16 protein-coding genes and 2 pseudogenes are annotated in these 19,692 nt (G+C 30.0%); 6 read left to right on the top strand and 12 right to left on the bottom strand.

Annotated elements, in window-relative coordinates; translation table 11 throughout:
• Positions 1-67: 67 nt before the first annotated feature.
• The 4 genes from mnmA to BEE63_RS17765 form a co-directional block, all read right to left on the bottom strand.
• On the bottom strand, positions 68-1,135 hold the full coding sequence (gene mnmA / locus BEE63_RS17780) for a tRNA 2-thiouridine(34) synthase MnmA (RefSeq protein ID WP_066022657.1): 1,068 nt from the start codon (positions 1,133-1,135) through the stop codon (positions 68-70).
• A gap of 20 nt (positions 1,136-1,155) precedes the next feature.
• Entirely contained in the window at positions 1,156-2,286 is a 1,131-nt protein-coding gene (locus BEE63_RS17775) for a cysteine desulfurase family protein (protein WP_066022656.1), read from the bottom strand.
• Positions 2,287-2,721: 435 nt separating this feature from the next.
• Positions 2,722-3,651 carry a cysteine synthase A gene (gene cysK / locus BEE63_RS17770; protein ID WP_066022655.1) on the bottom strand — a complete coding sequence of 310 codons (930 nt, stop codon included), beginning with the start codon at positions 3,649-3,651 and terminating at the stop codon, positions 2,722-2,724.
• Positions 3,652-3,756: 105 nt separating this feature from the next.
• Positions 3,757-4,200 carry an RrF2 family transcriptional regulator gene (locus tag BEE63_RS17765; RefSeq protein ID WP_066022654.1) on the bottom strand — a complete coding sequence of 148 codons (444 nt, stop codon included), beginning with the start codon at positions 4,198-4,200 and terminating at the stop codon, positions 3,757-3,759.
• 277 nt (positions 4,201-4,477) lie between these two features.
• Here BEE63_RS17765 and BEE63_RS17760 point away from each other — a divergent pair, with 277 nt between their 5' ends.
• The 4 genes from BEE63_RS17760 to BEE63_RS17745 all read left to right on the top strand — a co-directional run bounded on the left by BEE63_RS17760 (position 4,478) and on the right by BEE63_RS17745 (position 9,054).
• Positions 4,478-5,620 (top strand): glucose-1-phosphate adenylyltransferase, encoded by a 1,143-nt coding sequence (locus BEE63_RS17760; RefSeq protein ID WP_066022653.1) that lies wholly within the window; start codon positions 4,478-4,480, stop codon positions 5,618-5,620.
• A gap of 20 nt (positions 5,621-5,640) precedes the next feature.
• On the top strand, positions 5,641-6,759 hold the full coding sequence (glgD, locus tag BEE63_RS17755; protein WP_066022652.1) for a glucose-1-phosphate adenylyltransferase subunit GlgD: 1,119 nt from the start codon (positions 5,641-5,643) through the stop codon (positions 6,757-6,759).
• Between the two features lie 130 nt (positions 6,760-6,889).
• On the top strand, positions 6,890-8,323 hold the full coding sequence (gene glgA / locus BEE63_RS17750; protein ID WP_066022651.1) for a glycogen synthase GlgA: 1,434 nt from the start codon (positions 6,890-6,892) through the stop codon (positions 8,321-8,323).
• 77 nt (positions 8,324-8,400) lie between these two features.
• The gene (locus BEE63_RS17745; RefSeq protein WP_081312594.1) at positions 8,401-9,054 is read left to right on the top strand and encodes a CBM20 domain-containing protein; all 654 of its coding nucleotides are present in this window, start codon (positions 8,401-8,403) and stop codon (positions 9,052-9,054) included.
• 733 nt (positions 9,055-9,787) lie between these two features.
• Here the strand turns inward: BEE63_RS17745 and BEE63_RS17740 are convergent.
• From BEE63_RS17740 to BEE63_RS17730, 3 genes are all read right to left on the bottom strand, one after another.
• Positions 9,788-10,159: an ArsR/SmtB family transcription factor gene (locus tag BEE63_RS17740; RefSeq protein ID WP_066022650.1), complete on the bottom strand. Its 372-nt coding sequence runs from the start codon at positions 10,157-10,159 to the stop codon at positions 9,788-9,790.
• 498 nt (positions 10,160-10,657) lie between these two features.
• The gene (locus BEE63_RS17735; protein ID WP_066022649.1) at positions 10,658-12,085 is read right to left on the bottom strand and encodes a DUF4179 domain-containing protein; all 1,428 of its coding nucleotides are present in this window, start codon (positions 12,083-12,085) and stop codon (positions 10,658-10,660) included.
• Positions 12,085-12,636 carry a sigma-70 family RNA polymerase sigma factor gene (locus tag BEE63_RS17730; protein ID WP_066022648.1) on the bottom strand — a complete coding sequence of 184 codons (552 nt, stop codon included), beginning with the start codon at positions 12,634-12,636 and terminating at the stop codon, positions 12,085-12,087. The genes BEE63_RS17735 and BEE63_RS17730 overlap by 1 nt, the downstream gene beginning before the upstream one ends.
• Positions 12,637-12,809: 173 nt before the next feature.
• Here BEE63_RS17730 and asnB point away from each other — a divergent pair.
• Positions 12,810-13,958: pseudogene (gene asnB / locus BEE63_RS17725) on the top strand (asparagine synthase (glutamine-hydrolyzing)); the annotation flags it as partial.
• 6 nt (positions 13,959-13,964) lie between these two features.
• Here the strand turns inward: asnB and BEE63_RS17720 are convergent.
• From BEE63_RS17720 to BEE63_RS17700, 5 genes are all read right to left on the bottom strand, one after another.
• A complete protein-coding gene (locus BEE63_RS17720; RefSeq protein ID WP_066022646.1) occupies positions 13,965-14,765 on the bottom strand; it encodes an HAD family hydrolase in 801 nt (266 codons plus the stop codon).
• A gap of 35 nt (positions 14,766-14,800) precedes the next feature.
• Complete coding sequence (locus BEE63_RS17715; RefSeq protein ID WP_066022645.1) at positions 14,801-15,889, bottom strand: alpha/beta fold hydrolase; 1,089 nt, start codon at positions 15,887-15,889, stop codon at positions 14,801-14,803.
• A 58-nt stretch (positions 15,890-15,947) separates the two neighbouring features.
• On the bottom strand, positions 15,948-17,528 hold the full coding sequence (locus tag BEE63_RS17710; RefSeq protein ID WP_066022644.1) for a recombinase family protein: 1,581 nt from the start codon (positions 17,526-17,528) through the stop codon (positions 15,948-15,950).
• Between the two features lie 51 nt (positions 17,529-17,579).
• Entirely contained in the window at positions 17,580-17,774 is a 195-nt protein-coding gene (locus BEE63_RS17705) for a hypothetical protein (RefSeq protein WP_066022643.1), read from the bottom strand.
• A gap of 99 nt (positions 17,775-17,873) precedes the next feature.
• Positions 17,874-18,668 carry a CPBP family intramembrane glutamic endopeptidase gene (locus BEE63_RS17700; RefSeq protein ID WP_066022642.1) on the bottom strand — a complete coding sequence of 265 codons (795 nt, stop codon included), beginning with the start codon at positions 18,666-18,668 and terminating at the stop codon, positions 17,874-17,876.
• Between the two features lie 154 nt (positions 18,669-18,822).
• Here BEE63_RS17700 and BEE63_RS17695 point away from each other — a divergent pair.
• A pseudogene (locus BEE63_RS17695) lies at positions 18,823-19,542 on the top strand (asparagine synthase-related protein); the annotation flags it as partial.
• Between the last annotated feature and the right edge of the window lie 150 nt (positions 19,543-19,692).

The raw sequence follows: 19,692 nt of genomic DNA, 5'->3' as shown, positions 1-19,692 counted from the left end.
TAATTAAGGGACATCCCCCATAGCTTACATGCATTTCCCATGAAATCGCTCAAACAAAAAGCGATGGCTATTTAATAATGCCACCGCCAACTAAAATATCACCATCATAAAACACAACAGATTGACCTTTAGTTACCGCTCTTTGTGGTTTTTCAAATTTAACTTTTACATGTTCATCGTCTATAGAATATATAGTAGCTTTAGCTGGACTTGCTTTATATCTTATTTTAGCTTGAACTTCCATAGAATTATTAAGCTTATCAAAAGGTATAAAATTATTTTTAATTGAAACTAATTCGTCTTTAAATACGTCCTCTTCATCACCTATTACTACTTCATTTTTCATTGTATTTATATTGGTTACAAACACCTTTTTACCTGCTGATATGCCAAGCCCTTTTCGCTGACCTATAGTATAATAAACTATTCCTTTATGTCTGCCTAGTACTCTTCCAGTCTTATCTACAAAATTTCCAGCTTTAATTTTCCCGGGACACTCCCTTTTTATAAAACCACCATGATCATTATCAGGTATAAAACATATTTCTTCGCTGTCCTTTTTATCAAACACATTTAAGCCTATTTCTTTTGCAATTTCACGAATATGTTCCTTTTTATAATCTCCACATGGCATTAAAGTATGTTTAAGCTGATATTGTGTCATATTGTACATAACATACGTCTGATCTTTTTTATCATCCTCAGATTTCTTTATTAAATATCTACCATTTTCCTCTATGATTCTACAGTAATGTCCTGTAGCAACATAATCAGCACCTAACTCTTGAGCTTTCTTTAAAAGTGCATCAAACTTTATATATTTATTACAAGCGACACAAGGATTTGGAGTGTGTCCTTTTAAATACTCATCTATAAAATAATCTATTACCTTTTCCTTAAATATGTCTGTAAAATTAATTACATAAAAAGGTATGCCTATCCTATATGCTACTCTTCTCGCATCCTCAACAGATGAAAGCGAACAACATCCACCCTCAAGTTCAGTGTAAAAAGCATCATCAGGTGTAAGTTTCATTGTTATTCCTATTACATCGTATCCTTGTTGTTTTAATAGATATGCAGCAACCGAACTATCAACCCCACCACTCATACCTATAACTACTTTTTTATTCATTTTGCATCACCGCCATTTCCTTATCTAGCAAATTCCTTTAGTTTATCCACAACATATAAAACTTCCTCTTCTGTGGTAAATTTTCCTATTGTAAATCTTATTGAACTTTGTGCTTCTTCCTTAGATATACCCATTGCCATGAGAACATGCGATGGTTCCATTGCTCCTGCCTGACATGCACTTCCAGCTGATGCCGCTATTCCTTCCATGTCAAGTTTAAACAAAATGCCTTCACCATCTTTTCCATTAAAACATAAATTTATGTTATTTGAAAGCCTTTTTTGGTTTAATACCCCATTTAATTTTACACATGGTATCTCTAATGCCTTTTCAATAAATAAATTTCTTAATTTTTCCTGCCTTATACTTTCATCTTCAAGATCTTCTGATACAATTTGAAGTGCTTTAGCTGTTCCAACTATACCTGGAACATTCTCTGTTCCGCCCCTCCTTCCTCTTTGCTGTCCTCCACCATATATAATATTGTTTATTTTAGTTCCCTTTTTTATGTATAATATGCCAACACCTTTAGGGCCATAAAATTTATGTGATGATAAACTAAGTAAATCAACTTTCATCTTTTGGACATCTAGTTTTAAATGGCCTGCTGCCTGAACTGCATCTGTATGAAAAATTATATTTCTTTGCCTACATAAATTTCCTATTTCGTCCACTGGCTGAATACTTCCTATTTCATTATTAGCCGTCATAATGGATACAAGTATAGTATCTTTCCTTATACTTCTCTTTAGATCATCTATGGAGATAAAACCATTTGAATCTACAGGAAGATATGTTACTTCAAACCCTTCTTTTTCTAAAAACTTACATGAATTAAGTACTGCATGATGTTCTATTGATGTTGTTATTATATGTTTGCCTTTATTTCTATTTGCAAAAGCAGTGCCGATTATTGCCCAATTGTCACCTTCACTTCCTCCACTGGTAAAAAACACTTCATAAGGTTTGCAGTTTAAAGCTCTTGATATTGCTATTTTCGAGTCATCAATTGCAATTTTACTCTTATTAGCCAGAGAATATATTGAAGATGGATTCCCGTAATATTCTGTAAAATATGGCATCATTTCATTTACAACCTCTTTTAAAACAGGGGTTGTTGCAGAATAATCCATATAAATCATCTTTTTCATTATCTTCATCTCCTCTTTTATTTATACAATTTTCACACTTTAGAAAAGTTAAAAATGATGGTAACTTTTTCTCCGCTGCACTGCGAAAAACTTTTAACCTTATAAATACCTCCATTTTCACCATTGGAAATGTTCTTTTCTAAAATGTAGATTTTTCATAGCAAAGCGAAGGAAAATCCTTCTTAATTCTTAATTTTCTTTTTACGTTTTTGCGTAGCTTTATTTTTACATTCAATAAAAAACTTCGAGTCATTTATAAACGCATAGAGCTGTTTCAAAATATTTTTGAAACAGCCCTTAAATTTTCACTTTATTATATTATACTACAACTTATAGAGTTCACAAAGTGAAACTTAAGTTATATGTGCTCTAAAGCACTATCATCAAAGCATCATGGTGCACATATAACTTAATAGTTAAAATAGGAACCCTTTATTAATCAAATATAGGCATTGATAAATATCTTTGACCGCTGTCAGGAAGAATTACAACTATATTCTTTCCTTTAAATTCTGGTCTCTCAGCAACCTTTTTAGCTGCGAATAGTGCTGCTCCAGAAGATATTCCAGCAAGTATTCCTTCTGTTCTTACAAGTTCTTTAGTTGCAGCAAAAGCATCTTCATTTTTAATCTGAATTACTTCGTCAACCACACCTGCATCATATACTTCAGGAATAAATCCTGCTCCAATTCCCTGTATTTTATGAGGACCTGGCTTTCCACCTGAGAGTACGGGTGAAGTTGCTGGCTCTACAGCTATTATTTTTACATTAGGATTTTTCTTCTTAAGCGTTCTTCCAATTCCAGTTATAGTACCACCTGTTCCAGCTCCTGCAACCACTGCATCAACTTTTCCATCAGTATCTTCCCATATTTCAACTGCTGTTGTAACTTCATGTATAGCTGGATTTGCTGGATTATTAAATTGTTGAGGTATAAATGAATTAGGATTTTCAGCTGCAAGTTCATTTGCCTTTTTAATAGCACCAGACATACCTTCAACTCCTGAAGTTAAAACAATCTCTGCACCATATGCTGTTAAAAGCTTTCTTCTTTCAATACTCATTGTCTCAGGCATTGTAAGTACTAATTTATATCCTTTAGCAGCAGCAATAAATGCAAGACCAACACCTGTATTACCACTTGTAGGTTCTATTATAACTGTGTTTTTATCTATTAATCCCTTTTCTTCTGCATCCTTTATCATCGAATAAGCAATTCTATCTTTTATACTGCCTGATGGATTAAAATATTCTACTTTTCCAAGAATATTTCCACCAACTTTATTTTTTTCTTTGTAATTTGAAAGTGCTACTAAAGGAGTTTTTCCAATAGTCTCAATTAAATTTTTATAAATTTTACCCATAATAAATCACCTCATTTAATTTATGAAACATATCTGTTTAGTAGGAAAATATGTTTTAAAAATTATCTATACTTCTTTAACAATATAGATAATTCTTCAAGTACATTAAATGTAATACATATAACTTGAATTTATTGTATTACTATAATTAATAACTAAATCCTCTAAAGTAATTGAAACAACTACTTCTTCAATTGCCTCATTAATTTTTGACCAAACACTATTTCTTATAAAATTATCAAGCTTATCTTCACTTAGTACTGCATCTTCATCTCTCTCTACAACAGAAAGATCTCCTTCAAGAGCATTCAATATATCGAGTACTGTCATTTCCTTCATGCTTTTTCCTAAAACGTATCCACCTTGAGATCCTTTTCTTCCCTTAACAAGACCTTTTTTTCTAAGTGCAGAAAAGATTTGTTCAAGATACCCCTCAGATATATTTTCCCTTTGAGATATGCTCTTAAGGGTAACAATATCATTTACAGAATTTACAGCTAAATCAATCATTGCCTTTAATCCATAGCGTCCTTTAGTTGATATTTTCATATACATTTCACCTATTTATAGTTTCTTTATTAATTTACTATGTTTTTATATTACGACTAAACATTTTACTTGTCAAGTAATTTTAAAAATTTATTGTTTTGAGTATTTTAATTATTCGCTATTGCAATAATTTTTAAAATTTTATATTTTATTTGTTCATAAAATATTCTTTTTTGAAGCAAAATACTGTAAAATAGAATTATGGGTATGTTAAATTTTAAAATTAATTCAAAATATTCATTTTACTATTTCTATTTAATTGAAAGAGGGGTTTGATTTGTTAAAAAAGGAAATTATTGCAATGATTCTTGCGGGTGGTCAAGGCAGCCGACTTGGAATCCTAACAAGAAAAACTGCAAAACCAGCAGTACCTTTTGGTGGCAAATACAGAATTATTGATTTCACGCTAAGTAATTGTTCAAATTCTGGAATTGACACAGTAGGTGTTCTAACTCAATATAAGCCATTAGCATTGAATTCTCATATAGGCATTGGGAGTCCCTGGGATTTAGATAGAAGCAGTGGTGGTGTTAGTGTTCTTCCTCCTTATATGGGTGAGAGTGGTGGAAACTGGTATAAAGGCACTGCTAACGCTATTTTCCAAAATAGACACTTTGTAGATGCTTATGATCCAGATTATGTAGTTGTACTATCTGGAGATCATATATACAAAATGAACTATGAAAAAATGCTTGATTATCACAAAAAGATGAAAGCAGATGCAACTATTGCTGTATTTGAAGTTCCAATAAAAGAAGCAAGTAGATTTGGAATTATGAACACAGATGAAAATGATAGAATAAATGAATTTGAAGAAAAACCAAAAAAGCCAAAAAACAATCTTGCTTCTATGGGAATATATATTTTCAACTGGAAACTTCTAAAAAGATTTCTAAAAGAAGATGATGAAGATAAAACCTCAAGTAATGATTTTGGAAAAAATATAATTCCAAACATGCTTAAAGCAGGTAAAAAACTTTACGCTTACAGATTTAATGGCTATTGGAAAGATGTTGGGACAATAGAAAGCTTATGGCAGGCAAATATGGATTTATTAGATGATAGTAATAAACTTAATATTTATGACACCAAATGGAGAATTTATTCCGTAAACCCAACAATGCCTCCTCAATACATAGCTTGTAACTCTAATGTCAAGGGTTCACTTGTAGTTGAAGGATGTATAGTTTTCGGTAAAATCACTAATTCGGTATTATTTCCTGGTGTACATGTTGGTAAAAACACTGTAGTGACTGATTCGGTCATAATGCCAAATGTAAAGATTGGTGATAATGTAGTTATAAAAAGATCAATAATAGGCAGTGGTGCTAAAATAGATGACAACTTAGTTATAGAAGGAAAAGATAATATCGCTGTGGTAGGTGAAGGAAGTAGAGTAAAAGAAAGCATTGCACAATAACATGTTGGGGGAGGATTAAAATGCTAAATAATTATATGTCAATTTTAAGTTTAAATGAAAACGACGAAAATATTAAAAGCCTTACGAAAGCAAGACCTTTAGCTTCTATACCAATTGCAGGAAGATATAGAATTATAGATTTTACACTTTCAAACCTTGTGAATTCCGGCATACAAAATATTGGTATATTAACGCAAGGTAAATCGAGATCTCTCATAGATCATTTAGGTTCGGGTAAGCCTTGGGACTTAGATAGGAAAATCAATGGACTTTTTATATTTAATTTTGGAGGAGTTATTTCATCTTTAAGTGATGTTGAAATGTTAAAAGGAAACATGGAATATTTGTACAGGAGTAAACAAGAGAAGGTTGTTTTATGCTCTTCCGCTATGATATGCAATATAAATTTTGAAAAAGCAGCAAAATTTCATGAGGATTCTAATAAAGATATAACTATTATATATAAAAAAATAAATGATGGCACAAATCATTTTCTAAATTGTGATGTACTAAATATTGACGAGAATAATTCTGTACTCAGCGTAGGTAAAAATACGGGAATAGATAATAATCAAAATATATCAATGGAAATGTTCATTATGGATAAGAGTCTTTTAATCGATATATTAAATAATTGTATAAAAACAGGTTATGTTTCATCTTTAAAAGAATGGATTTATAGGAATATAAGCAAATTCAGTGCAAATGCATATGAATTTAAAGGATATGTAGAATATATAAACTCAGTAAAAACCTATTATAAAGTTAATATGGATATGCTTAATCTTGATATTAATAGAGAATTATTTTTTAAAAACGGACTCATATATACTAAAGTAAAAGATGAAGCACCTACAAAATATTTTAATGATTGTTCTGTATCAAATTCATTAATAGCCAATGGTTCTTTAATACAAGGATATGTTGAAAACAGTATAATAGCAAGAAGAGTGATAATTCTTAAAGGGGCTAAAATAAAGAATTGCATTATAATGCAAAACTGTATTATAAATGAAAATGCCGATCTAACAAATGTAATAATTGATAAAAATGTTACAATTGATGCAAACACCGTTTTAAAGGGTGGAAATGAATTTCCTTTAGTTATAGAAAAAAAATCTCTTTATTCTGTAAGTTAATTTCGCAAGAAATATTATTATATATTTTTAGTAAATCTTTATAGTAAATGCAGCAAATGAGTTTATGATTATTTTAATTTTAATTACAAATTCATTTGATTTTTCCAATTACAAAAGGAGGTAAATTGATTTGAAAATTTTATTTGTTTCGTCTGAAAGCTACCCTTTTATAAAGACAGGCGGTCTTGGCGATGTATCTTATGCACTTCCAAAAGCTCTTAGGAAAATAGGTATAGATGCAAGGGTTATAATTCCAAAATATTCTGATATTCCAAAGCACTTTAGATATAACACAAGTCATATTGCAAGTTTTGGAGTCCCCGTAGGATGGAGGAGTCAATATGGCGGACTAGAATATTATGAATATGATGGTATTCCTTTTTATTTTATAGATAATGAATATTACTTTAATAGATCTGGTTTATATGGTTATTATGATGACGGTGAAAGATTTGCCTATTTCTCAAGAGCAGTATTACAGGCTATAACCTATATGGGTGATTTTAATCCTGATATTATACACTGCAACGACTGGCAAACAGCAGTTATTCCTGTTCTTCTTAAAGATCATTATAGGGACTACAGCAATTATAATCATATTAAAACTATATTTACAATACACAATTTAAGGTATCAAGGTGTTTTTGATAAATGTGTTCTAAGTGAACTTTTATGTTTGAATGAAGGATATTTTAATGAATATGGCCTTAAATTTTATGATGGCGTTTCTTTCATGAAAGGTGGGCTTTTATTTGCAGATAAAATTTCCACTGTAAGCAGAACATATGCAGATGAAATTAAAACACCGTATTACGGAGAACATTTAAATGGTCTTTTAAACACACGCTCATGCGATTTATGGGGTATCGTAAATGGAATTGACTATGACATATTAAATCCTAAAACTGATAAAGATATATTCTTTAATTATGATGCTTCAGACTTTACAAATAAAGTTAAAAATAAAACAGCTCTTCAACAGATGCTAAATTTGCCTGTAAATGAAAACATACCACTCATAGGTATAGTTTCAAGACTTGTAAGTCAAAAAGGATTAGATTTAATATCGTGCATATTAGAAGATTTACTTCAAGATGGCATACAAATTGTAGTCCTTGGTACTGGAGATACCGAATACGAAAATATGTTCAAATATTTTGCCTCCAAATATCCTAATAAATTATCTGCAAATATTAGATTTGATAACAGCCTGGCTCAAAAGATATACGCTGCATCTGATATGTTCTTAATGCCTTCAAAATTTGAGCCATGCGGAATAGGTCAACTAATAGCGCTTAGATATGGTAGTATGCCTATTGTAAGAGAAACTGGTGGTCTTAAGGATACTGTTCATCCGTTTAATCCTTTAACCAGTGAAGGTAATGGTTTTTCTTTTACAAATTATAATGCATACGATATGCTTCATACTATAAGATTTGCTGAATATTTTTACTATAACGAAAAAGATAATTGGCATAAACTTATAAGTACTGCTATGAATGAAGATAATAGCTGGAATAAGTCAGCTTACATTTACCGAGATTTGTATAATTCAGTACTTTAGCCATAAATAATTATTTGTTAACACCTTGGATTATTTTACAAACTGTATAAATAAATTAATTTGGGAGGGAAAGTATTATGCAAAAAACAACATCAAAAAAAAGAAGTTCAAAATCAAAAACTGCATCTAAAGCAGCTGATAAAGAAAAAAAGACTTCTACATCAAATACTGATGTTTCTATTGATTTAAAGCCAAAAGAGATTTCAACCAATGTAAAACCAAAAACTAAAAGATCAGGCAGTTCAAAATCAAAAACTACTGCTAGAAAAAAGACCTCATCTACTTTAAAGAAGCAAGAACAAATAAGAGAAACTGTTAAAACACCATTAGTAAAAGAAGAAACCAAAGAAGCTATTAAAAATGAGATCAAAGGAGCAGTTAAAGAGCCTCCTAAGGAAGCAGTTCAAAAACAAAGCAGGAATAAAAATATTAATGTAACTTTTATTGTTAATAATACAGTAACTTCTATAGGAGAAAATATATTTATATCTGGAAATTCAGAAGTTTTGGGAAACTGGGATATAGACAAAGCGGTTAAATTAGATACAGATAAATCTTTATATCCTACATGGAGAAAAGATATACACTTACCTTTAAATACTGAAATTGAATTTAAATTTTTATCTATAAAAGACTGTGGAGATCACAAAGATGTAACATGGGAGAATTCAGAAAACAGGATATTAATTGTCAACGAAAATACAAAAGTATACGAATGCAACTGGAAATAGAAACAAAGGGAAGTAACTTTGATTTGGAACATTAAAAAGGTTCTATAAATCTTATCATAAATGGGGTTTTTGTCAAAGACCCATTATCCTTCTTTATAAAATACAGGCAATCTTAATGTTTACGGTTAATAACCTTGATTTAAAGGATTGTATAAACCTTTTATAATATAGAGATTGCCCATATTAAGTAAAGAAGGATAATGGGCAAAGCCCAAACCTCGTGTATGATAACATTTATTAGAACTTTTTTAAATCGTTCCTTCATCAAAGTTATTTCCCTTTAGGAGTAAAGCAAGGAAAAAATTCCTCCGTACCTACGGAATTTTATAAATCTTATCATAGATGGAGTTTGGGTCGTAGATTCATTATCCCTCTTTATAAAATATAGGCAATCTTGATATTTACGACTAATAGCTTTGATTTAAAGGCTTATATAGATTTTTTATAATATAGAGATTGCCTATATTAAGCAAAGAAGGATAATGGGCAAAGCCCAAGCCTCGCATATGATAACCTTGCTTTTATTCTAAGCGAAGTAATAGTATTTTGAGAACGATTTAAATAAAATTCAATAAGACTTGCTTCAAATTATAAAAAGACTTAGAAATTTTAATTTGTTTGAGCTTTTTTTCAGCGAGTTATTAAAATTCCTTAGTATTTTTATAATTTGGAGCTTAGCCTTATGATTTTTATTTAATGTTTCAAAATACTATTACTTCGCAATATTTATTCTCTATCTTTTCTCGTTTATGTGCATAAATCCCATATTAAATATTCCCTTTATATGTTCATCATCAAGAGAGTAATATACAACCTTTCCATCTCTTCTGTATTTAACAAGTTTTGCCTGCCTTAATACCTTTAGTTGATGTGATATTGCGGACTGCTTCATTTGAAGTAAATAAGCTATGTCACATACACACATTTCAGCTTTAAAAAGTGCACAAATTATTTTTATTCTAGTACTATCTCCAAAGACCTTAAATAAGTCAGAAAGATCATATAATTCCTCTTCATCAGGCATTTCATCCTTTACTTTTTCAACTATATCTACATGTATTACATTAGTTTCACATACTTCATTATTATTTTCATTTTCAGCCATATAATTCATCCTCCTAACATATTCATATGAATATATGTTCACATAAATATATTAACATTGTATTAGCAAAAACACAATGTTAATTCGCTTTTGGAGTAAAACAGCGAATTAAAATTTACCTTGCTTTTATTTTAAGCGAAGTAATAGTCTTTTAAAAACAATTTAAATAAAACTCAATAAGTCTTGCTCCAAATTATAAAGGCACTCTTATCATATACGAGTTATTAAAAGCTTAGCTTTACATAAACTTTTAATTCAGATTTTCGGTAGCGCCAGCGGAAGAAAATCCTCCTTGCCTTTATTCTAAGCGAAGTAATAGTATTTTGAAAACAATTTAAATAAAACTCAATAAGTCTTGTTACAAATTATAAAAAGACTTAGAAATTTTAATTTGTTTGAGCTTTTTTTCAGCGAGTTATTAAAATTTCTTAGTATTTTTATAATTTGGAACTTAGACTTATGAATTTTATTTAATGTTTCAAAATACTATTACTTCGCTTATTTAATCTTAATATTAAATTTCAAATCATCTCTAAATTCAACATTACTAAAATCATTGGTATATATAACATATTTCTCATTAGGCTTTAACGCCTCAAATACCTTTGTAAATTCATTAGGATTCTTGTCACTTCTTTTAACATAGTCTTTAATATCAATATCATTTCCCTTAGAATCTTTTATTAAAATGTCCTGTGCCTGAAAGTAAGGTGCCTTTCCTTCTGCTGTATATTTAACTATAGTTTTATCCTTTTCTTTTTCGATTTCATTTATTATAATCTTCCCCATACTTCCTTGCTTAAGTTCTATCGGACATGCTACATCTGTACTTTGGCTGACTTCCTTTGGCTTTTTTGTTTTAATTTTAATAGGCGTTTCTTTACCATTCTTTGACAGCTGTACTCCACCTCCAGCTGATGGTATTATCCTACACGGAACAATAGTAATATATTTAGGTAGTTTCTTTAAACTAACGTAGTCCATTTCACTAGTAAAAATTCCTGTTTTTAAATCTCTTGATCCTCCACCTAATCCTTTAGGTATAAGTTCTATTCCTCTATCATCAAAAGCTATCCAATAATCATACTTACATAATTCACTACTGCTGTCTTTGTACTTAGATTTACCGCTTAAATCAATAGATGTATCAATTGGTGAAAGAGTAACCTTGTCTACACTTATATTACTATCTGGAAATTTCAGCTTTAAGTTTGGTTTAATAACTTTACTAGCTTTGACTAATTCCCTTTTAGATGCTGTAAATGCTATATTCCAGTGACCTTTTATATTACCAATCTCCTCTACCTTTAGAGCTATATTATAATTTTCAGTATCCTGCGGCAATTTTGTATGAATTTCTTCAGTACCTACATATGTGTTGTCATTCTCATAACTTCCTGTGCTGCTGCCATTTGATCCCGAAAGCATTTTACCATTTATCTTTAAAAATCTACTAAAACCTGAAACCTCTAAATCATTAATTTTTTTCTTACTTTTAATTGTATATCCTAAAATAACTTTTGAATCATCTGCTAGCACCTCATTTATAGTAATCGTTACTCCACCATAAGATGCACTTCTATTAACACTTTGAGAATATTTAGCATAATCTCCATTAAAGCCAAACTTATCATTTAAAGTTTGCGTTATAGAATTCAAAATTGGTATATTCTTAGCAAATGCAGGTGAAACTGTTCCTATTCCTATAATAAAAACTAAAGCTGCTGCCGCTGCCACTGAACTATATTTTATTACCTTAAATCTTCTATTTCTTTTTATTCTCTTATTTAAATTTTTCTTTATTTTTTCTTTCTGGGATTCAGATACATCTTCCTTAAAATCATTTGCTTCTTTTTCATCCATTTTTACATAATTGAATAATTTGTATATGTCTTTCTCTTCCAATTTAAAATTTTTACTTTTCATTATAAAAGCTCCCCCTTCAAACTTGTAAGTTTGCCTTTTAAAAATTTGCGTCCTCTCGAAAGCCTTTTATCAACCAAATTTCTGTTAACTCCAAATACTCTTGCTATGTTTTCTATATCCTCATGCAAAAAATATCTTCGTATAAATATTTCTCTATCTTCTTCCTTCATAGTATTTATAACTTGCAAAATTTCCTTTTTGTTTTCCTTCGATATGAGATTTTTATCAATACTAAAACTATCCTTTAAATCATAGTCATCTATATTTTCATTCTTACTTTCCTTTAAAAGTTTTCTCATATAATCTATTGCCTTATATTTCGATATTGCTGCAATCCAACACTTAAAATTTCCCTTTTCTATGTCAAAACTTTCAATATTATTCCAAACAGCCCAAAACACATCACTTGCACACTCCTCTACATACTCTGAATTTAAAGTAGTCCTTACTACCTTAAATACCAAGTTACTGTACTCGTCTACTACGAATTCTAAGGCTCGTGGATTTTTTTCCCTTATTTGCTCTATAAAATTTTCTTTGTTTATATTCACATCTTTTTCCTCCCTAAGAAGCTTCTCATAAATTAATACGAAACTTTTTAAGACATTCTGACCTTGATATTCCTATCTTTTAAAATTATATAGAAATTACTAGCCTGTATCAATTAAACTCTACAAAGCATACTATGATATATAAGCAAACTTTAAAGAAGAATGGTGATAATATGTGTGGAATAGCTGGATATGTTAACTTTAAAAGAAATTTAATTGATAAAAAAGCTGTCATAGAAAAAATGACAGACACTCTTATAAAAAGAGGCCCAAATGAGAAAGGTTACTATATATCAAAAAACGCCCTATTAGGTCACAGGCGTCTTGTAGTCGTTGATCCAACAGGTGGAAGTCAACCAATGATAAAAGTTCATAATGGTAAAAAGTACATTATAGTGTATAATGGTGAGCTATATAATACAGAAGATGTACGAAAAGAGCTCCTAAAAGAAGGATATAGTTTTTCATCCTACTCCGATACAGAAGTTCTCTTAACAGCTTATATACACTGGAAAGAAGATTGTTTAAAGCACATAAATGGTATTTTTGCTTTTGCGGTATACTCAGAAAATGACAAAAAGATTTTCCTCGCAAGAGATCCCCTTGGAGTAAAACCTTTATTCTATACTATAAAAGATAATAATTTAATTTTTGGCTCTGAAATAAAAACTCTTCTTGCAACCCCCCTTGTAGAACCAATTTTGACTAAAGAGGGTTTAATGGAAATATTCGCCCTTGGACCTGCTCGTGATCTCGGAAGTGGTGTTTTAAAGGATATTTACGATATTCCACCTGCAAACTACGCTGAGTTTACAGAACATGGCTTTAAACTTCAAGAATACTGGCATTTAACCTGTAAACCTCATCCTGAAAATGCAGAGGAAACAGCAGAGCATATAAAAATATTGCTCACAGATGCTATAAAACGTCAATTATATGCCGATGTTCCTGTTTGTACTTTCCTATCAGGCGGGCTTGACTCAAGTATAATTTCAGCCGTTGCAGCTTCTGAATTTAAAAAACAGGGTAAAACATTAAATACTTACTCTATTGATTATAAGGATAATGAATTGTATTTTAAAAACGATAATTTCGTAATAACCCCTGATAGTGTATGGGCTGAAAAAATGCATAAATTTATAGGCAGCAATCATCATAATATAATAAATGATAATTTGGAATTAGCCTCTGCTCTATATGATGCTGTAAAAGCAAATGATATTCCAGGTATGGCAGACATTGATTCTTCCCTATTTCTCTTCTGCAAAGGCGTTGCCAAAAATAATGTAGTTTCACTATCAGGTGAGCGTGCTACACGAGTGATACTTTTAAATAATTCCATAATGTCTTAATGCATATTCAATTCCATCATTAGCTATATCTTTAGTAACAAAAGAAACTAAATCAAATAAATCCGGATTGCTATTCCCCATGGCTATACTATTAGGAACATACTGGAGCATTGATAAATCATTTTTACTATCTCCCACTGCATAGCAATTTTCCGGCGAAATATTAAGATAATCCTCTAAAAATTTAATTCCCGTTGCCTTTGAATATTCCTTAAGAATTATCTCTCCGAACTTTCCAGTCTCATCAACTCTATCAATGTACTCAAAATCCTTAGAAATATATGATTTAAATTTTTTTAGCTCACTTTGTTCGTTTGTCCACATAACAAATTTATCAAAAACAATACCAGGATAATCCCATGACTTTGTAACATCATGCCCTCGTTTTCTGAATTTATTCTTTAAATACTGAATCCTTTCAGAATCATGTTCTGTTTGATCAAAGAAAAAATCATTCTGTCCTTCTAAAAGTGCTTCAATTTTACATTCACGCAGCTTTTCTACAATCTCAACGCACTTTTCATGAGGAATTGACTTATCTAAAAGTGGTTGTCCATTAAAATATATGTACGTTCCACATCCACAAACATATCCGTCAAACCCAATTTCACAAACATTTTTGGGTAAATTAAAAAATGTTCTTCCTGTATTTATAAAAACTAAATGCCCATTTTTACGTGCTTTCCTTATGGCAGCCACAGCACTTACAGGAATTTCATTTCTTTTTTTATCTACTATAGTCCCGTCAATATCAAAAAAAATCATCTTTCTATTCATTCTACTACTTCCTTTTCTTCTGTCTTTCATAATCATCATTTTAAATTACTACTAAGAAACTTAAAAACCTTGTGAAAATAAGGTATTATCACACTGTCCTTTTCTCTGTATATCTCATGATTTGAATTTTTAACTACTACAAGCTTACAATTCTTTGCGCTCTTTGCAAATTTGTTTTCACCTTGAGGTTTTACTGTATTATCATCTGCTGCTTGAAATAAGAGCACCGGAATAGTGACCTTAGAAGCATTTTCCTCATCGGTTACTTCGTCTGTTGCCGTTAAAGATTCATTAAGCCACTTAAATGAAGGTCCTCCATTTTGAAGCTCAGTATTATTGTCTATTTTTCTAGAATAATAATCATATCTAATTTTACTGCCTGTACAAGAATCTTTTGAATATAATTCTTTTGAATAAGCATGCTTACCTGGAGCGTAATTATCCCCACATCTAATAAGATTAACTACACTGGCAGTGACTCTTGAAAAAAATTCAGGATATTTACCTGTATTTATTTCAAACATTGGTGCACTTAAAATAGCAGCATTAAAATACCCTGGATGCCTTTCTAAAAATAGACCTCCAATTGCTCCCCCCATGGAATGTGCAAACAAAAATAGCTTTTTCCCCTTATTTTCCGGTATGACTACTGTATCCATGTACGTTTTAAAATCATCAACATAATAATCAAATTTATCTATACTCGTCTGAGTAGAATCTTTTCCTAATCTCCCTGAGCGTGCATGTCCTCTATGTTCCAAACCATATACAGAATATCCATTTTTCAAAAAATAGTATATAGTCTCATTGTATTTAACCATACTTTCTCTAAATCCATGGGATATTACAATAGATGCCTTTGAATCAGACAAAACATATTTTTCATAATAAATCTTCAAGTTGTTTTTACCATGAAAATACCCTGACTTGCGTATATTGCCCAAATATTTTTCTACACCCTTCATTTCTTTTGAATAATTTTTCTCAGTTATATAATAATTTTCGAAATCCCCGTCTTCTTTTCCCTCTTCGGATGCTGATACACTTCTAGTAAAAAAAGCATTAAGCATTAAAGTCATAACTATAATCATTAAAAAAATCTTCTTTATTCTTTTGCATTTCATTTAAAATACCTCAATTTCTTTAGCTTTAGTTTAAATAATATTCCTATAGAAGTTTATACTAAGAATTTTTATACGTCAACTTATCAATATTAATTTTAAGCTTAAACTCCAAATTTCTGTCCTTGTAAACTACAATCTTATCAAGTATTCTTTCCAGATCCTCACGCGTTGGAATTTCAGAATCAATTATATTATCAAAAATTTCAACTGCCGTTTTTAATTTTTTTTCCGCTCCTCTACTGTTTTCTTTCTTGCTTTTTTCAATTTTTTTCTTTAGATTTAAAATACTTTTTTTCTTCTCATCTTCAACTTTTACATAAGCATCTTCAATTACATCTTTACCTCTCTGATCTTTCTCCCTTACTAACTCGCTTATTTTCTCTGATAAAATTAATTGTAGTTCCTCTTCTTCTATAGAAAGCTCTTTTTTCATTCTATCAATAGATTCTTGTTCTATACTCATGTTTTCTGTAAAACCAATACTTAAAATATAATCTGCATACTTTACTTTAACATCCTTTAAAAACTCCTTAAAAAAGAATAAAATTTCATCCTCACTTACAGCATGATTACTGCATACTTTATTTCCATACTTCCTGTACATTCCGCAATTGTAACCTCTACGTACAGCTGGCTGCGAACGTAAATTGCAGCCAATAATAGCATGTTTACATTCTCCGCATTGCATAAAGCTACTAAATATATAGTTATATTTTGCTCTACCTCTAAAATTCACTTTATTCCTTCTGGAGTTTATTTCCTGTGCTAATAAAAAATCTTCTTTTGAAATAATAGGTTCATGGTGATTTTCAAAAACATACTGTTCATCCCTAGGTACCATTTCCTGCTTACCCTTAATCATCCTAGCTTGTCTTTTTCTTGTCCTAAGAGTACCTATATAAATATCATTTTTGATTATCCTGTTAATCATATGCGTCTGCCATTTATGAGTTACAGCATTTTTAAACACCCTGCCCTTTTTTTTATGCCTTTTTTGTATATATTCACTTGGGGTGGGACATCCCCTTACATCAAGAAGATCACATATTTTTTTATACCCGCATCCCTGTATATATTTTCCAAAAATAAACTGTACTACTGGCTTTATTTTTTCATCGACTATAAGTTTAAAATCGTCACCAACTTTAATTTTTTTATATCCATAAAAATTTCCCATTATTAGCTCACCTTTTTTTTGCTTTAAGTACATACTGGCCCTTATTTTTCTAGAAATATCTTTTACATACATTTCATTGTACCAAGTTTTTATTCCAAGTATATCGCTATTGTCATTCAATAAATCAAGTCCACCGTTAGCCTCTTCAACTAATATGAGTCTAACATTAACCTCACGCAGTTTGTCAATGAACACAAGAACCTTTCCATTGTTTCTTCCAATACGTGACAAATCTTTAGCTATAATAACATCAATTTTTCTATTTTTAATTTCTTCAATCATACTTAAAAAATCAGTTCTATTAAAGGTATATCCAGAACAGTTGTCATCTACATATATTCTACTAACTGTCCAATTTCTACTTTTGGCATATTCTTTAATAATGTTTTTCTGAGAAATAACGGAACTGTAATTTTCTTTATCTTCATCCCTACTAAGCCTTACATAACCCACTATGTTCATGATTTAACCTCTCTTAAATTAATATAAAAAAATAAAGACTAAAAGTCTTTTCTACATTCTCTTCTGAACCATAGCCTTAAGTACATTTTCAATACTTCTACTTCCACTTAAAAACACAGTTACATTTAAATATTCTTTTTTATACTCTATAATTTTTTCTTTTATATTAATATCTTTAATTTCAGTTTCAGTTAAATAAATAATTAAGGATTTTTGATTTTTGTAGATTACTTCTCTTAGATGCATTTTGTCTCCAAAAATATTGATTATTATATTATATGCAATAAGAGTATCTTCCGTTACAAAAATCTACTCTTATTATCATATATTTTTTAATTTATACACTCAAGTTTTTATAATTTTTTTATATAAATATATTAAGGAAATTCCCCCAACAAATATACCTAAAATCACATACAAGACTATAAAACTTTTTGTATAATAAACCACTTGAGGAGCAATCAGCGATCCAAATAAATTGAAAGACATATGAAGAACAATATTAGATAAAATTGAATCTGTCCATATATACACAAGTGCTGTAATTACCCCAAGAACAAATGCATAAATTCCCTGCTTAACATTGCCATGCATTAAAGCAAATATAAGTGCCTCAATTATGATGCTTAAAACTAAATTAAAGTTTTTTCTAAGTTCATTAAAAATTATTCCTCTAAAAAATATTTCTTCAAATATAGGTGCAATAATAATCATGCAAATTATTCCTATAACACTTTGTGTGCCACTTAGTATACTGTTAGCAACTTTATCATAATCTCGTAAAATATTTTGAGTTAAATACAAAAGGCTTGAACACAAAAATGCAAATCCTATAGAAGACAAAATAATAATAATTGCATTAAAAATACTGATTTTCTTAAACTTACATCTCTCTATTAAATTTTTTTCTTTTTTCCTAAACATTAAAATAAATATAACTAAAGCTATAATATCCGCAATTGCTGTAATTATAACAGCATATTTTGTAGTAGCACTATAAATGTACGCTTTACTAAAGGTCTCAGTTGATAATGCTTTTACTACTAAATAAATTCCAAATATCATTCCTACTACGATTTGTGATAAAAAGTAAATTAAAAAATATACTATTACATTTAATATAGTCTTAAAATACTTCATATTTCCCCCCCATCCTTGCTATATAATAGATATATTATACTACTTTCACAAATAGTATCTAATAATACTTTTAAATAAGATATTTATATTATATTTAAATCAAAATGAACAATCAAGAATATCTTAAAACCCCTCAAAAATAATCACTAGCTATGCACACTCAGGTGAATGTGCAGATGAAATATTCGGTGGATACCCTTGGTTTATGCGAAAAGAAATGATATATGCTAATACCTTCCCATGGTCAAGATTTGTAAGTGAAAGGAGCAGCCTTCTGTCACATGACTTAAAATCTATAAACCTTCAAGAATATGTAGATGCTAAATATAAAGAAAATTTAAATAATGTTCCCGTTTGTGATACTGATACTCCTTATGCAAAGAGAATGCGTGAACTTTTCTATTTAAATATAAAGTGGTTTATGATTACACTGCTTACAAGAAAAGATAGAATGAGCATGGCAAACAGCCTTGAGGTAAGAGTACCTTTTGCAGATTACAGACTTGTTGAATATGCCTTCAATATACCACCTGAAATCAAATTTTTAGAAGGCAGAGAAAAGGGAATATTAAGGAAAGCCTTTGAGGGCGTACTGCCTCAAGATGTAGTTGAAAGGAAAAAAAGTCCTTATCCTAAAACTTTTGATCCAAGATACACCGCTATAGTCCAAAAATGGCTTAAAAAAGTAGTAAGCGACAAAACTTCACCTATTCTAGATATAATAGATTTAAAAACTATAACTGAACTAATAGATACCGGAGGGGCTTCCTACAAAACTCCATGGTTCGGTCAGCTTATGAAAGGCCCTCAATTAATAGCTTATTTACTTCAATTAAATTATTGGCTTAAGGAATATAAAATAAAATTAGTTTAATCATATGCGAGGCTTGGAATATGATTCCTTACCCAAACCTCGCATATATGTTCTAGATTACTGTTGCTTCACTTCATTTGTTGATTAATATTAATTGATTATATTTTTATAATAATTATTAATACTTTATTTACTATTTACCCATATAAG

Origin of the sequence: Clostridium pasteurianum, from assembly GCF_001705235.1 — a bacterium.
In the GTDB taxonomy this organism is placed as follows: domain Bacteria; phylum Bacillota; class Clostridia; order Clostridiales; family Clostridiaceae; genus Clostridium_S; species Clostridium_S pasteurianum_A.
The sequence above is the reverse complement of the archived record's forward strand: the minus strand, read 5'-3'. Positions and strand labels throughout refer to the sequence as shown.

Excerpts from the sequence above, each read along its gene's own strand:
- mnmA (WP_066022657.1), bottom strand. The coding sequence starts at position 1,135 with ATGAATAAAAAAGTAGTTATAGGTATGAGTGGTGGGGTTGATAGTTCG.
- BEE63_RS17775 (WP_066022656.1), bottom strand. The coding sequence starts at position 2,286 with ATGAAAAAGATGATTTATATGGATTATTCTGCAACAACCCCTGTTTTA.
- cysK (WP_066022655.1), bottom strand. The coding sequence starts at position 3,651 with ATGGGTAAAATTTATAAAAATTTAATTGAGACTATTGGAAAAACTCCT.
- BEE63_RS17765 (WP_066022654.1), bottom strand. The coding sequence starts at position 4,200 with ATGAAAATATCAACTAAAGGACGCTATGGATTAAAGGCAATGATTGAT.
- glgD (WP_066022652.1), top strand. The coding sequence starts at position 5,641 with ATGCTAAATAATTATATGTCAATTTTAAGTTTAAATGAAAACGACGAA.
- BEE63_RS17745 (WP_081312594.1), top strand. The coding sequence starts at position 8,401 with ATGCAAAAAACAACATCAAAAAAAAGAAGTTCAAAATCAAAAACTGCA.
- BEE63_RS17740 (WP_066022650.1), bottom strand. The coding sequence starts at position 10,159 with ATGGCTGAAAATGAAAATAATAATGAAGTATGTGAAACTAATGTAATA.
- BEE63_RS17735 (WP_066022649.1), bottom strand. The coding sequence starts at position 12,085 with ATGAAAAGTAAAAATTTTAAATTGGAAGAGAAAGACATATACAAATTA.
- BEE63_RS17720 (WP_066022646.1), bottom strand. The coding sequence starts at position 14,765 with ATGAATAGAAAGATGATTTTTTTTGATATTGACGGGACTATAGTAGAT.
- BEE63_RS17715 (WP_066022645.1), bottom strand. The coding sequence starts at position 15,889 with ATGAAATGCAAAAGAATAAAGAAGATTTTTTTAATGATTATAGTTATG.
- BEE63_RS17710 (WP_066022644.1), bottom strand. The coding sequence starts at position 17,528 with ATGAACATAGTGGGTTATGTAAGGCTTAGTAGGGATGAAGATAAAGAA.
- BEE63_RS17705 (WP_066022643.1), bottom strand. The coding sequence starts at position 17,774 with ATGCATCTAAGAGAAGTAATCTACAAAAATCAAAAATCCTTAATTATT.
- BEE63_RS17700 (WP_066022642.1), bottom strand. The coding sequence starts at position 18,668 with ATGAAGTATTTTAAGACTATATTAAATGTAATAGTATATTTTTTAATT.